At 32.4% G+C, this 13,156-nt stretch carries 19 protein-coding genes and 2 pseudogenes; all 21 read right to left on the minus strand.

From position 1 onward, the window contains the following. Window positions 1–79: 79 nt before the first annotated feature. On the minus strand, window positions 80–304 hold the full coding sequence (locus tag AZF37_RS05265) for a hypothetical protein (protein ID WP_088369888.1): 225 nt from the start codon (window positions 302–304) through the stop codon (window positions 80–82). Window positions 305–332: 28 nt separating this feature from the next. Continuing rightward, a complete protein-coding gene (locus AZF37_RS05270; RefSeq protein WP_088369889.1) occupies window positions 333–1,028 on the minus strand; it encodes a cation:proton antiporter domain-containing protein in 696 nt (231 codons plus the stop codon). Continuing rightward, window positions 991–1,595: pseudogene (locus AZF37_RS13265) on the minus strand (cation:proton antiporter domain-containing protein). Before AZF37_RS13265 ends, AZF37_RS05270 begins: the two are co-directional and overlap by 38 nt. 633 nt (window positions 1,596–2,228) lie before the next feature. Next, entirely contained in the window at window positions 2,229–2,498 is a 270-nt protein-coding gene (locus tag AZF37_RS12340) for a DUF169 domain-containing protein (protein ID WP_088369892.1), read from the minus strand. Next, the gene (locus AZF37_RS12345; RefSeq protein WP_088369893.1) at window positions 2,474–2,662 is read right to left on the minus strand and encodes a DUF169 domain-containing protein; all 189 of its coding nucleotides are present in this window, start codon (window positions 2,660–2,662) and stop codon (window positions 2,474–2,476) included. The genes AZF37_RS12340 and AZF37_RS12345 overlap by 25 nt, the downstream gene beginning before the upstream one ends. A 164-nt stretch (window positions 2,663–2,826) precedes the next feature. After that, complete coding sequence (locus AZF37_RS05295; RefSeq protein ID WP_088369894.1) at window positions 2,827–3,042, minus strand: DUF169 domain-containing protein; 216 nt, start codon at window positions 3,040–3,042, stop codon at window positions 2,827–2,829. 276 nt (window positions 3,043–3,318) lie between these two features. Further along, window positions 3,319–3,633: a CbiQ family ECF transporter T component gene (locus tag AZF37_RS05300; protein ID WP_088369895.1), complete on the minus strand. Its 315-nt coding sequence runs from the start codon at window positions 3,631–3,633 to the stop codon at window positions 3,319–3,321. Beyond that, on the minus strand, window positions 3,611–3,769 hold the full coding sequence (locus AZF37_RS10455) for a hypothetical protein (protein ID WP_162473918.1): 159 nt from the start codon (window positions 3,767–3,769) through the stop codon (window positions 3,611–3,613). Before AZF37_RS10455 ends, AZF37_RS05300 begins: the two co-directional genes overlap by 23 nt. Before the next feature lie 111 nt (window positions 3,770–3,880). After that, window positions 3,881–4,141, minus strand: coding sequence for an ATP-binding cassette domain-containing protein (locus AZF37_RS05305; protein ID WP_088369896.1), 261 nt, complete (start codon window positions 4,139–4,141; stop codon window positions 3,881–3,883). Between the two features lie 11 nt (window positions 4,142–4,152). Further along, window positions 4,153–4,533 carry an ABC transporter ATP-binding protein gene (locus AZF37_RS05310; RefSeq protein ID WP_281178833.1) on the minus strand — a complete coding sequence of 127 codons (381 nt, stop codon included), beginning with the start codon at window positions 4,531–4,533 and terminating at the stop codon, window positions 4,153–4,155. Window positions 4,534–4,574: 41 nt separating this feature from the next. Beyond that, window positions 4,575–5,453, minus strand: a complete 879-nt coding sequence (locus AZF37_RS05315) for an energy-coupling factor ABC transporter ATP-binding protein (protein ID WP_088369898.1) — start codon at window positions 5,451–5,453, stop codon at window positions 4,575–4,577. 9 nt (window positions 5,454–5,462) lie between these two features. Continuing rightward, a complete protein-coding gene (locus tag AZF37_RS05320; protein WP_088369899.1) occupies window positions 5,463–5,963 on the minus strand; it encodes an ECF transporter S component in 501 nt (166 codons plus the stop codon). Between the two features lie 182 nt (window positions 5,964–6,145). Further along, window positions 6,146–6,469 carry a hypothetical protein gene (locus tag AZF37_RS05325; protein WP_162473919.1) on the minus strand — a complete coding sequence of 108 codons (324 nt, stop codon included), beginning with the start codon at window positions 6,467–6,469 and terminating at the stop codon, window positions 6,146–6,148. 121 nt (window positions 6,470–6,590) lie between these two features. Further along, complete coding sequence (gene dnaJ / locus AZF37_RS05330; protein WP_088369901.1) at window positions 6,591–7,742, minus strand: molecular chaperone DnaJ; 1,152 nt, start codon at window positions 7,740–7,742, stop codon at window positions 6,591–6,593. 80 nt (window positions 7,743–7,822) lie between these two features. Beyond that, on the minus strand, window positions 7,823–9,652 hold the full coding sequence (gene dnaK, locus AZF37_RS05335) for a molecular chaperone DnaK (protein WP_088369902.1): 1,830 nt from the start codon (window positions 9,650–9,652) through the stop codon (window positions 7,823–7,825). 15 nt (window positions 9,653–9,667) lie between these two features. Then, window positions 9,668–10,216: a nucleotide exchange factor GrpE gene (grpE, locus tag AZF37_RS05340; RefSeq protein WP_088369903.1), complete on the minus strand. Its 549-nt coding sequence runs from the start codon at window positions 10,214–10,216 to the stop codon at window positions 9,668–9,670. 16 nt (window positions 10,217–10,232) lie between these two features. Beyond that, window positions 10,233–11,258 (minus strand): heat-inducible transcriptional repressor HrcA, encoded by a 1,026-nt coding sequence (gene hrcA, locus AZF37_RS05345; RefSeq protein ID WP_088369904.1) that lies wholly within the window; start codon window positions 11,256–11,258, stop codon window positions 10,233–10,235. A 139-nt stretch (window positions 11,259–11,397) separates the two neighbouring features. Next, window positions 11,398–11,652, minus strand: a complete 255-nt coding sequence (locus tag AZF37_RS05350; RefSeq protein WP_088369905.1) for a hypothetical protein — start codon at window positions 11,650–11,652, stop codon at window positions 11,398–11,400. Between the two features lie 94 nt (window positions 11,653–11,746). Further along, the gene (locus AZF37_RS13565) at window positions 11,747–11,917 is read right to left on the minus strand and encodes a hypothetical protein (protein ID WP_483855408.1); all 171 of its coding nucleotides are present in this window, start codon (window positions 11,915–11,917) and stop codon (window positions 11,747–11,749) included. Then, window positions 11,902–12,477: pseudogene (locus AZF37_RS13570) on the minus strand (amidohydrolase family protein). Before AZF37_RS13570 ends, AZF37_RS13565 begins: the two are co-directional and overlap by 16 nt. 300 nt (window positions 12,478–12,777) lie before the next feature. After that, complete coding sequence (locus tag AZF37_RS13575) at window positions 12,778–13,071, minus strand: hypothetical protein (protein ID WP_483855409.1); 294 nt, start codon at window positions 13,069–13,071, stop codon at window positions 12,778–12,780. Window positions 13,072–13,156 lie beyond the last annotated feature (85 nt).

Raw genomic sequence — 13,156 nt, forward strand, 5'->3', positions numbered from 1 at the left:
TGCAAAAGAATGGGTAATTCTTTCTTTGAAATAAAATTTAAAATTTTTTCTACTTGAGGAGACACTTTGCCTTCTTTGACTAATTCATATAATTTTTTTCCTCAGCCTCAATACCTACTCGTTGAAGATGATTCAATACTTTTCGTGAGGAACTCTTTCCAACACCTTGTTCAATATAAACTAGTTGTTCATCTAAATTTTTTACAACAATATTAGTAGCTAAGTGATTTTCCTTAGTTGCTTGTTTTAAAAGAATATCGATGGCTCTCTCTGTAATATAATGATTAGCCACATCTAGTGACATTGATTCAACTGGATTATGAACCTCTTTTTTAACAAAAAAGTGGTATTAGAAATATTGCCATTATAAAACTCAAGAGAATCACACCAGTAGCAATAAAAATTATAGTATTTCTAAAGGGCAATGGTGTCCCATCATTTAAGAGAAAAGGTAAGGATAATACAGTCGCTAAGGTAATGGTACCATGGATTCCTCCCAAGGCAGCAATAAATGAATAACGTGATCTTGCATGTTTACCAGCAAAAAAATCAATATGACTCCTATTATATTTACAACTGGGCGAAATGAATTTTCTATATAATAAAAATACCCACAAGAAACGTATTATAAATAAGAAAGCCATAATAATAAAGATAAGTGTAACAACTTGCCAAACTGGAATTTCACCACTTTTATATAATCCTACATAAACAGAAGGCAATAAAAATCCAAGAAGTACGAAAACTAATCCATTTAATAAATAGCCTAAAACTGAGCGCATATTATTTGTAACTATTTGTAACTTTGTTGTAGTTTGTTGTAATCTATCTCTTTCGATACCATGAATAATCCCAGCAGTAACAACAGTTAATATGCTTGATAAGCCTAAAAACTCTCCTGCTATATAAATAAGAAAAGGAGTAATCAATTGAATTGCTACCAAAGAATTAACTTCTTCAAATCCATGTCGCCTAAGCAGAAGTCGACCACTAACAAAAAGATAACCTAAAACAATTCCTAGAAGAATACCCCCCCATAGACATTAACATAAACTCTCCTGAAGCATCAATTGGTGAGAAAAAACCAGTTAATAATACGCCTACAGCAACTTTAGAAACCACTAGCCCTGCTGCATCATTTAATAAGGATTCTCCCTCAAGTATAGGTAATAATCCTCGTGGCAAAGACATACCCCTTACAATAGATTTTACGGAAACTGCATCAGTAGGCGATAAGATAGCAGATAGAGCAAATGTTAAAACTAATGGCATCATAGGTAAAAGTTCATGAATAAAAAACCCAAGCCAATTACTGTTACTAAAACGAGACCAACTACCATTAAACCGATGGGTCTTTTGTAACGCCACAAAGCTTTTCTTGATGCATTATATCCACCCCAAAATAAAATAGGCGCAATTATAACTATCATGAAAATTTCAGGTTCAAAATCTAGTGTTAAAGGTAACGGTGACATTGAAACCAATAACCCTAATATAATCTGAAATACAGGCAAAGGAACTTTAGGAAATATTCTATTTAAGATAGTAGATAAAACAATTAATAATAAGGAAAATAAAGTAATAACAGCATTCAAACTATCACCTCTTGCAAAATAATATCTATATTATTATACAATTTTCTCCTATATAAATAATATACTATAAAAAAATTCAAAGTTTCTAATAATCTTGTAATGGCAAAAGCGTTTTATTAAAACAAATTGAAAGCCGAGAGGAAGCAAATATGTTCATAAAAATATTTTCAACAACTTTAAAGCTTATTCATACCTTTTGAACCAAATAATTGGACTTCGCTTTAAAATAAAGTATAAAAAATCAGTATGACAGTTGTATTTTCTAAGATTTTTAGATTTCATGTTCTGGAACTTAATCATCTAGTGTATATCGTATTAGGTATTATAATGTTTAAATGCTTTAGTAATGCTATAAATTCTGCAATGACTTACGTAGAAGCGAATTTTCAGTTAACGACAATTGTTAAAGGAGCACCAATAACACCAGCGCCCCCTATTCCTTTATCTGTTGATTTTGGGCTTTAAAAAATATTATCCTACATATCTTTCGTGATGAGTTCGAAGGCTTTTCTCAATTGTAGCATGGCTTGATTATAGTAAAGTTATCATGCCTGGTTCAACTGATTATGTATGCTAAAAATATTATGAAAATCAAATGAATCCCCCTAAATAAGAAATTAATTTTAACGCCATTTAATAAGGTCCATTTAAATTTAAATTTAAGGATTTACCTTTTTCATCAAAACGATTCTTTATTTCTCTTTTTCTCTTCTTAATATCAGTTCCGTCTATAGTTGCCATAACCCCTTCAACCGTATTAAGAAATAAATCAAAAGGTAGCTCCATAGCCATTTCATCATCTTTCCATCTTGAAAGCAAACTTGTGCTTGGGCAAAAAGCACTAATATTTACGCCTCCAGTTAAATATGGCACTACTGTTAATTCAGAACAAATAGCTTGCATTGCTCCGTAATCAATATTAGGTTAAGACCATTATGATAACCTATGCCTTGGTTTAAACGCATAATTTGATAAGGATTACCCACTAAAATAACTACATCAGGTGCTTCAGTAAAGTTCTTTAAAGCATTTACTTCAATACCATAGGTATTATGCTCATCATACATACTTTTATAATATTACTTCTCATTCTTCTAGCAGCGCTTCTACTCTTATATAAATTATAGGAATAATATTCAAGTCCAGATTCAATTCTATCAGTACTTGCCTCTGAACCTAAAGCAGTTGTAGCCCCATCACAACTGTGATGACAAAGCATAGATTTGAAACCTCAACCTCTACTGGATTTCTCTATCATCATGCAATAGGACAAATGACCAATAACTTCATTTAACTTACTTTTCCCATATTCTTCTTCTGTAAATAGAAAACGAATGCCCACTGGCTCTCTTTTCAAGTCCAGCGCTAATGTAACATCTTCAATTCCATCTAATGCTTCTTTCTTGTTATAAACTTCAATTTTCCCTGTTCCCTTTTTATACGGCATTTTATTTGCCTCCTTTCAATCCTAAGCTAAATCCCAAACCTTCAAAATTTATTGCTATAAATAAAATGATTGTTATAAATATTATAACTGCAAAAAGGACAGCATAATCTTTTTTTTGATAGTTAAGCGCGCTATCCTTGTAGGCTCTAAACCCCTACTATCCATTGCTAAGGCTCATGGCAGAGGCTAAGAGGGGAATCAAGTATGAAGGAGAGTTCTTAAGTGTAGATAAGAAGGTATGGCCAATACCTTCTCCTCTCATTTCCTTCTCTAAAGCTATTTTTTTAATTCATCACTAAAAGTAGGTAAAAAACGGTAGGCTGCTAAAAATGAATATCCAATAACATAAGGCACCCTAAATTGCTGAATCATACTCATTACAAAATCCCGAGGTTCAGTTGTCAGAACAAATCCAACTGACATTAATGAAAAATTAATAATTCTTAAGCCAATTGAAATACAAGGAATCATTTGACTTTCCGAAAAACCATTTGCAAACCAAAGGAAAAAAGCTAATGAAATACCAAAGAGTAAAAAAGGTAACAACCTTTTAAATAATCTTACTGTATTAATATTTCCTAAAATAACAATAACTAAAAAACATTAAAGATACAATAGGGATAAATAAGCCATGAGTAATGGTTATAACTACTGTCATTAATATCATAATTACAATTTTGATAGTTGGGTTTACCTCTTTTAAGAAAGAAGCATTAATATATCCCATAGCATTCCGCCTCCTTCAAATATTGATAAAGCTGTTGCAAACTTACAATAGATTTCTGGTTATTCTCTGAAACCCCCAATAAATCCTTAATTTAATACCAATAAGGCTTTTCTAAGTGACTTTCCGAAGTAAATCATCTTCAAAAAATAAAGCTTCTATTGGACCATCAAATACCTTTAAACCTTGATTAAGAACTAAAGCTCTATTACAAAAACTGCCTACTAATTCCATATCATGAGTTATTACAATAACTGTAACACCCAGCTCTTCATTTATAAACTTCATATAGTCTAAAAGTTCATTTTGATTTTCTTCATCCTGTCCAAAAGTAGGCTCATCTAAAATTAGCAATTCTTGACCTGTAATTAACATTGCCGCAACACTTAATCTTCTTTTTGACCTTGACTTAATAAATATGGATTGGCTTTTCTTTGATTTTCCGAATTAAATTGTTTAATAAAATTATCTACTTTAGCAACTTTTTCTTCTTTTGACATTTTAAATTTTTTAAGACTATAGTAGAGCTCTTCTTCTACAACATAGCTAACAAACTGCCACTCTGTATTCTGAAAAACCAAACCAGCTTTATGAAAGAAATCTTTCTTTTTATAAGATTTAATTGGTTTGCCATCTAACCTAATGGAGCCTTCATAATTTCTATATAAATGCAACATTACATGAGATAAAGTTGATTTTCCTGCACCATTTGGTCCTAAAATAGCCATAAAATCTCCTCTATTTACAGTAAATGAAATATCTTTCAAAATAGGCTTGTTCTTAATAGAGTAACAAAGGGATTCCGCTTCTAATATAGGTTTTTTAAATCTATATTTTGATTGTTAATACACGTTTTTAAGGCATGTGCTGGATGGGATTTAATATAGGCTACTATTTCTCCCTGAGTTAAAGGTATATTTTTTTCATCTTCATGTTTTAAATACTGGAGAAGTTCTAATCCCTTAGGTAAATAAATACCCTCAGAGCTTTTATTTTTTAATAGTTCTTTTAAAACTTCTTCCTTACTACCTTTAGCACTAATTTCACCATCTGTATTTAAAACAACAATATTATCAATAATTTCAATTAAAAACTCTAAAATAATAATTGTTTTATTATGTTCTTCCTTAAGTTTTTTGATTAACTTAAAAATCATTTTGCGATAGTGTACATCTAAATTTGATGTTGGTTCATCAAAAATAAGAATCTCTGGATTTAAAGACAATACTGAAGCAATTGCTACTCTCTGTTTTTCACCACCAGATAATGCATTTAAGCTTCGATGTCTTAAATGCTCAATTTCTAAAATTTTTAAAGTTTCATCGATACTCTTATCCATATCATGGTAAAATTTCAAATTTTCCATACCAAAAAGCAACTCATCTTCTACTGTGAAAGTAGCAAACTGAGTATCTGGATCTTGAAACACTAAACCAATTTGAGGGGCTAAAACACTTGGTTCTAGCCCCTTGATTGATATATTATTATTTGAAATATCTCCTGCTACATGTCCACTTATAGAGTGGGGTATAAGGCCTTTTAAAATATACATAAGACTGCTTTTACCACAACCACTTGGACCAAGTAGTAGATTTACTTCACCTGTATTAAAGGTATAAGATATATTTTTTAAAACCAGTTTGTTTTTAGAGTATCCTAATGATAAATCTCTGATTTTTATACTCACATTAAGCTCCTAATGCTCTTCTGTTTTAACCACTCCAGCTTTACGTAATCCCTTTGCTATTAACATAGCTAAGCCCCCACCGATTATTAAAGCACTTAGAATACGAATAATAATAACGACTAACAAAGTTCCAATAGGCAATAAGTTATATCCAAATATAAAGTAATCTCTGATTGTTACAAATAATGTAATGAAAAGAGCCCTTAAAGTAAAGGATCCAATCCCGAAGTTATTGTATTTTCTAATGCCAAAACCAACTTCAGCACCAGCCCCTTGTAATAAGCCTGCTACTACAATGTTAATACCATAAGGGCTACCTACTAGAATGTTAACTACTGCCGTAATTACACTGCCTAAAACTGCTGAACCAGGTTTTCTAACAACACACATTGGAACTAAGGCAGATAGACAATATAAGCCAAAAGTTATAATAGACTGTCTAGAGCCAGAAAGAATACACCGAAAACTACACCTATTAATGCGACTACTACAAAATCTCTTGTTGACCAACTTTCCTCCTAAAATTTACTCTCATGCAATTATATGCCATATTAGGTCTTATTACAATATGAACCCTTTAATTTATTACTGTTATAAAATAATATGATAATGTTTTCATTATTATAAATTTTATTTAATACAAAAGAGACTAAAAGAAAACACTTTTAGTCTCTTTTCCCTTTTCACCACTATTAATTGTTTATTGGTTTAGCAACATAATATATCATAATAATAGCAAAAACAAATGAAATAATTGCCCAAATCCAATTACCTGCTATTAAAACAACAACACCTGCAATCGTATAAAAAATTGCTGCAAAAGTTAAAGCTACTCGACTGCTATTCCCTGCTAAAGCTAAAATACCAGCAATAACAAATAATATACAAAGAATCATAATGGCCATAGCTGATCCGAAGTTTGATAAATCAACTACTGTCATAACTCCTGAGGCACAGGATTGAATCATTGCTACAAATGCTAAAATCACACTAAAAGCACCAACCAGTACACGCATAATACCACCTCCATACATCAATTTAGCATGCATATATTATACTATACTGTTTTTACTCCTTCAAGTTAAGTAATAAAATAATGGTAGACACAATTTTGTATCTACCATCTTTAACTTTAAATTATTCATTTAAATCTCCTGAAAAGAAGTCTTTAACTTTATCAAAAACTTTTTTCTCTTTTTTAGGTTTGTAATTAAGAGGTTTATCTAATATTAAATCCCCTAATTCCTTCATTTTACTTCTTTGTTCTTTGTTTAAATGAGTTGGTACAACTACTTTTACATATACATAATGACTACCAAAAGAACCACTCTTCATTTTTTGAATACCTTTATCTTTTAAACGGAAAGTAGAGCCAAATTGAGTACCTTCTGGAATAGTAAGTGGTTCCATTCCATGAATAGTCTCCACTTCAATTTCATCTCCTAGAGCCGCTTGAACCATATTTATTTTGATCTCTGAATAGACATCATTACTATCTCTCTTAAATGTTTTATGGTTTTGAATTCTAATTAGCACATACAAGTCACCATAGCTACCGCCGTTTATACCTGCATCACCTTCTCCAGAAATTCGAATTCTTGCTCCATCAAATATTCCTGCTGGAATGGTAACATGTATAGTTCTTTCTTTTTTGACTCTGCCTTTACCTCTACAGTTTGTACAAGGGTCACTAATTATTTCACCTGTACCATGACAGGTTGGGCAGGTTCTCATAGTCTGAAAAAAGCCCATTGATGACATAACTTGCCCAATACCACCGCAGGTAGGACACGTTTCTTTACTTGTGCCAGGTTTTGCCCCAGAGCCATTACAAACATCACAGGTATCTTCCCTATGAATTACAAAATCTTTTTCAGTTCCAAAAGCAGCATCCATAAAACTAATAGTCATTTGGTAGGTTAGGTCATCACCTCTAATTGGTCCTTGTTGGCGACGACCACCGCGACGTCCTCCACCACCAAAGATATTTTCAAAAATATCACCAAAACCTCCGAAGTTAAAGTCTTCAAAGCCAGCATCTCCAGCGCCGCCAAAACCACCTGCATTATTAAAATCAATATGATCATATTGATCATATTGGCTTCTTTTTGAAGCGTCTCCAACAACATCATAAGCTTCTTGAATTTCTTTAAACTTCTCTGGGGCTTCTGCCTCTTTATTTAAATCCGGATGATATTTTTTAGATAGTTTTCTATAGGCTTTTTTTATATCGTCCTCAGAGGCATCTTTACTGACGCCTAGGACTTCATAATAATCTCTCTTACTCAAAGTTTTCCTCCATCCCCTTTGTAGATTAAACTAGGAAAAGACCCGGCATGCCAGGTCTTTTCCTAATATATAAGAACTGCTTACTTATCGGAATTCTTATCTTTGTCCTCTGCTGTATACTCAGCATCAACAACATCTTCTTCTTGTTTAGCTCCTTCTTGACCTTGGCTATCTTTTTCAGCTTGTTGATAGATTTTTGCACCAATATCTTCAAGAACTTTTTGAATTTTCTCTTTTTCGGATTTAATAGTTTCTGCATCATCTTTAGTTAATGCTTCTTGAAGTGATTTTTTAGCTTCTTCAAATTTAGTTTTATCTTCATCACTAACTTTATCACCATTATCAGCTAATAATTTATCCCCTTGATAAATTAAAGAATCTGCTTCATTTTTCAATTCAATTGATTCCTTTTTCTTTCTATCTTCCTCAGCATACTTTTCAGCATCTTTAGCCATTTTATCGATTTCTTCATCAGATAGACCTGTGCTTCCAGTAATAGTAATTTTTTGTTCTTTGCCAGTTCCTTTATCCTTAGCTGATACATTTAAAATACCATTGGCATCAATATCAAAGGTTACTTCAATTTGAGGAACACCTCTTCTTGCTGGTGGAATACCGTCTAGCATAAAACGTCCCAAGCTTTTGTTATCTACTGCCATTTGTCTCTCACCTTGCACAATATTGATATCAACACTTGGTTGATTGTCTGCTGCAGTAGAGAAAACTTGGCTTTTAGATGTAGGGATTGTTGTATTTCTTTCAATTATTCTTGTTGCAACGCCACCAAGAGTTTCGATACCCAATGATAGTGGTGTTACATCTAGTAAAAGAATATCATTTACATCACCAGTTAATACCCCTCCTTGGATAGCTGCACCTAATGCAACACACTCATCAGGATTTACGCCTTTATATGGCTCTTTACCTAATTTCTTTTGAATAGCCTCTTGAACAGCTGGAATACGTGTAGATCCTCCCACAAGAATTACTTTGTCAATATCCTTAGCAGATAAACCAGCATCTTTTAAAGAAGCCTCAGTAGGTCCCATTGTTGCTTCGACTAAATCAGATGTTAAATCGTTAAACTTAGCTCTTGTAAGGGCAATATCTAAGTGTTGTGGTCCTTGATCGTTAGCAGTAATAAATGGTAAGTTAATAGAAGTGCTTGTAACACTTGATAATTCACATTTTGCTTTTTCAGCTGCTTCTCTTAAGCGCTGCATAGCCATTTTATCACTTTTTAAATCAATAGCATTTGCTTTCTTAAATTCTTCAACTAAATAGTCAATAATTCTATTGTCAAAATCATCTCCACCTAACTTGTTATTCCCATGAGTTGCTTTAACTTGGAATACACCATCACCTAACTCAAGGATAGAAACATCAAATGTTCCACCACCTAAATCATAAACTAAAATTGTGTGGTCATTTCCTTTGTCTAAACCATAAGAAAGAGCTGCTGCAGTAGGCTCATTAATAATACGCAGTACATTTAAGCCAGCAATAGAGCCAGCATCTTTTGTAGCTTGTCTTTGGCTATCAGTGAAATAAGCTGGTACAGTAATTACAGTATCATTAACAGTTTGTTCTAAAAATGCCTCGGCATCTTTCTTGAGCTTTTGAAGAATAATAGCTGAAATTTGTTGTGGTGTATAATCTTTACCTTCAACTTTAACTTTATAATCTGTACCCATATGTCTTTTAACAGATGCAATTGTATTATCAGGGTTTGTAATAGCTTGTCTTTTTGCAAGCTGCCCTACTAATCTTTCACCATCTTTTGTAAATGCGACAATTGAAGGTGTTGTTCTATTACCTTCAGCGTTAGGAATAATAACGGCTTCGCCGCCCTCCATAACTGCCACACATGAATTTGTTGTTCCTAAATCAATTCCAATTACTTTACTCATAATTGTATTTCCTCCTTATTCTTTTATCCCAACTTTGACCATACTCGGTCTTACTACTTTTTTATTTAATAAATAACCTGTTTGAAGCTCGTCTATTACAGTATTTGCCAATGCATCGTCAACTACAGGTTCATTCATAACACCATCGTGAAAATTTGGATCAAATTCTTGTCCTACAGCCTCAATTTTTTCCAAACCTTGACAATTTAAGGCCTCTAAAAGCTGTTTTTCAATCATATCCATGCCAACATAAAAATTATCAACAGTTTCCTTTGTTGGCTTTATTTTTAAAGCTCTTTCAAAATTATCCAAAACAGGCAATATTTGTAAAACCATATTTTCTGCACCAAATCGAGCCATTTCTTCTAGCTCTGTTTTTGATCTTCTCTTAAAGTTTTCAAACTCAGCTTGAACACGAAGTAATTTTTCTTCAAGTTCAGCAATCACCTTATCTTTCTTGTCCGTCTTTTTCAAACGAGGTTTTTTCTTAACTTCTTTTTCTTTTTTGATGTCTACATTTTCTTCTATAATTTCCTCAGTATCCATCTCTTTTTCTTCAGCCATTATATCCTCCTTAAAATTATTCTTCTCTTTGACCTAAGGCCTCTAGTGTTGTTTCTAACAATTGAACACTCTTTTTATAAGACATTCTAGTAGGTCCAATTATACCTATTTTCCCTGAAATGCCATCTACAAACTTATAGGATGTTGAGATTAAGGCATAATCCTTAAGGGAATCAACACCAATTTCTTCACCAATTCTTATATCAATATCCTCTGGTGTTCCAAGCACATTATCTAAAGTACTTAAAATAAGATTCTTTTCTTCTACAGTGGAAAGAAATGACTCAATAACATTAACTTGATTGAACTCTGGCTGTTTAAAAATATTGCAAATACCTTCAACAACAAGCTCTACATCACGTTCCTTTATAAGCGTATCTTCAACAAGCTTAAATATTTCTTTTGTAAGCTCTGGTAATTCAGGAAATAAATCCTGAATACTACTTCTAAGCTCTGGTGTCATGGATTCTAATGTTTTATCCTTAAAGGCTTCTGTCAATAACTTTGACAAATGCTCTAGTTTTTCTTCTTGAACTACTTGAGCAAAATTCAAAAGGAAATCCTTAGTCCTTTTTGAAGTAAGTACTATAATTAATAGCACTTTATTTTGAATTAAGCCAATTAACTTAATTAAATTTACACGATCATTGCCTTCTGCTTCTTCTGTTACAAAAACTGTATAATTCGTTAAAGAAGCGACTACAGAACCAATTTTTTGCAAATAGTTATCTACTCTTTTTAACTCACCTTGAATGGAGTCAATTAAAAGTCTTTTCTCTGATATATCCAGCACACCATAATCCATAAGATAATCAACATAATATCGATAACCTGGAGAAGATGGAATCCGTCCACTAGAAATATGGGGCTGTTTAATATAGCCTAAATTCCCTAAAGCAACCATTTCATTTCGGATAGTTGCAGAACTTACCTGTAGATTATAGTCAGCAAGTATAGTCTTAGAACTAATAGGCTCAGCCTCTTCAATATACTTATTAATAATAGCCTTTAATATCATTTTTTTTCGTTCATCTAGTTGCATTTTTCAGTCCCCTTTAGCACTCTATTAACTCAAGTGCTAAAATAAGAATATCATGTTAGAAATACTTTGTCAATGTGAATTTAACGAAAAAAAGAAGATTTACAATTAAAGTAAATCTTCTTTAAAGAAACAATATTAATTAATATTGTTTAAAGTCATTAGAACTTTTTATAACTAAGTAAATCAAGAGTATTAAAAGGAGTACAGCAATAATGATTGGTATTAACCACACAAGTGAAGTTAGCAAAATATGGATTAACCAATTTACAACAAAACCAATTACTCCAAAAATAAGAGCTAATATTATAGCATGAACAACAATACCCAAAGGGCCTCTAATATATTGTGAAATAACACTTGCTAGCTTCTCATTCCAATTTAATATAATATGCATAGTTTCTCCTTCTAGTTAAAAATCCTTTTTACTAGTATACCATATTTATTTAAAAAAATCTTAAGAATTTTTTCTTTCTTGTTCTACGTTTTTTTCAGCTAAAGCTTCTCGCCTTAATGGACATTTCATTTTGATTAACAGTTAGTAAACGTCCATTTTCAATAACAATTTTACGATTCACTAAGCTACTGTTTCCTAATGAAACAAGACTAACAAGTGGATCATGACAACCAGCATACTCAATACCATTTAAATCATATAGCACAATATATCAGCAGCCATTCGTGGCGCTGCTAGATAACCCACATCTATTCTACCCAGAACCTCTGTGCCTCCGCGAGTAGCCACTTTGAGAATATTATAGGCATTAAGACCTTCTGTTCCATACTTCAAGTGATTCAATAAATAGGCTCTTTTTGCTTCTTCCCACATATTGGAACCATCATTAGAAGCACTGCCATCAACACCAATACTCAATTTTGCACCAGCATTAAACAATTCACTAGTTCTACAAATACCGCTATTTAGTTTCATATTAGATGATGGACAATGTGCTATACCGCTTCCTCTTAAATTTTTAATTTCATAATCATTAAAATAAATGCCATGGGCAAACCAAACATCAGGACCAATTCAACCCATGTCGTCCATAACTTCATAAGGACGCTTTCCATAAGTTTCTAAACAAAAACGCTCTTCATCCATGGTCTCAGCTAAGTGAGTATGAAGCATAACACCAAACTTTGTTGCCATTTCTCTTGATTCTATCATTAGTTTTTCAGTAACAGAAAATGGTGAACAGGGTGCAAGGGCAACTTGAGTCATTGAAAAACGATCTGTTTTATGAAAACTTTTAATTAAGCGTTCACTGTCCTCTAGAATCTCCCATTCTTTTTGTACAACAGATTGAGGTGGTAACACCCGCCATCATCTACGCCCCGAGACATAGAGCCACGGGTAGCATGAAAACGTATGCCAATTTCTTCTCCTGCTTTAATCTGGGTATCAATTAAATCTTTTTTGCTTGTCTTGGGAATACGTAATGATGATCTGCTGTAAATGTACATCCTGTTCTCAGAAGTTCACTAAAGCCAACCATTGCTCCGTAGTAGACTGTTTCATCAGTCAAATGTTTCCAAAATTCATAAAACCTTTTAGCCAAGGAAATAAAGGCATTTCTTGAACTTCTTTAATACCTCTAAACATGGTTTGATATAGATGATGATGCGTATTGACAAAACCTGGTAAAGCAACAAGATTTGAACCGTCAATAACTTTTACGCCTTCTTCTATGATGATATTTTTTTGAATTTTTGTTATAGCTGGACCTTCAATTAAAATATCCGAGTTATGATAAACAGCTTCTTCATCATTAAATGTATAAATGGTTTCTAAATTTTTTATTAATAATTTATCCATATATTATACACCTCCCATTTTTCGTTGTATACCTTATTTATACTTATGTCTACAGTTTTACTAAATGTATAGTTATTCCTCTCAT

The organism is endosymbiont 'TC1' of Trimyema compressum (genome assembly GCF_001584725.1).
Lineage (GTDB): Bacteria > Bacillota > TC1 > TC1 > TC1 > TC1.

Bases quoted from the DNA above. Each gene is read 5' to 3' on its own strand.
- AZF37_RS12345 (WP_088369893.1), bottom strand. From the start codon at position 2,662: ATGTATGATGAGCATAATACCTATGGTATTGAAGTAAATGCTTTAAAG.
- hrcA (WP_088369904.1), bottom strand. From the start codon at position 11,258: ATGCAACTAGATGAACGAAAAAAAATGATATTAAAGGCTATTATTAAT.
- dnaK (WP_088369902.1), bottom strand. From the start codon at position 9,652: ATGAGTAAAGTAATTGGAATTGATTTAGGAACAACAAATTCATGTGTG.
- AZF37_RS10455 (WP_162473918.1), bottom strand. From the start codon at position 3,769: ATGGGATATATTAATGCTTCTTTCTTAAAAGAGGTAAACCCAACTATC.
- AZF37_RS05305 (WP_088369896.1), bottom strand. From the start codon at position 4,141: ATGTTAATTACAGGTCAAGAATTGCTAATTTTAGATGAGCCTACTTTT.
- AZF37_RS13575 (WP_483855409.1), bottom strand. From the start codon at position 13,071: ATGGATAAATTATTAATAAAAAATTTAGAAACCATTTATACATTTAAT.
- AZF37_RS05295 (WP_088369894.1), bottom strand. From the start codon at position 3,042: ATGCCGTATAAAAAGGGAACAGGGAAAATTGAAGTTTATAACAAGAAA.
- AZF37_RS12340 (WP_088369892.1), bottom strand. From the start codon at position 2,498: ATGCAAGCTATTTGTTCTGAATTAACAGTAGTGCCATATTTAACTGGA.
- grpE (WP_088369903.1), bottom strand. From the start codon at position 10,216: ATGGCTGAAGAAAAAGAGATGGATACTGAGGAAATTATAGAAGAAAAT.
- AZF37_RS05350 (WP_088369905.1), bottom strand. From the start codon at position 11,652: ATGCATATTATATTAAATTGGAATGAGAAGCTAGCAAGTGTTATTTCA.
- AZF37_RS05265 (WP_088369888.1), bottom strand. From the start codon at position 304: ATGTCACTAGATGTGGCTAATCATTATATTACAGAGAGAGCCATCGAT.
- AZF37_RS05325 (WP_162473919.1), bottom strand. From the start codon at position 6,469: ATGCGTGTACTGGTTGGTGCTTTTAGTGTGATTTTAGCATTTGTAGCA.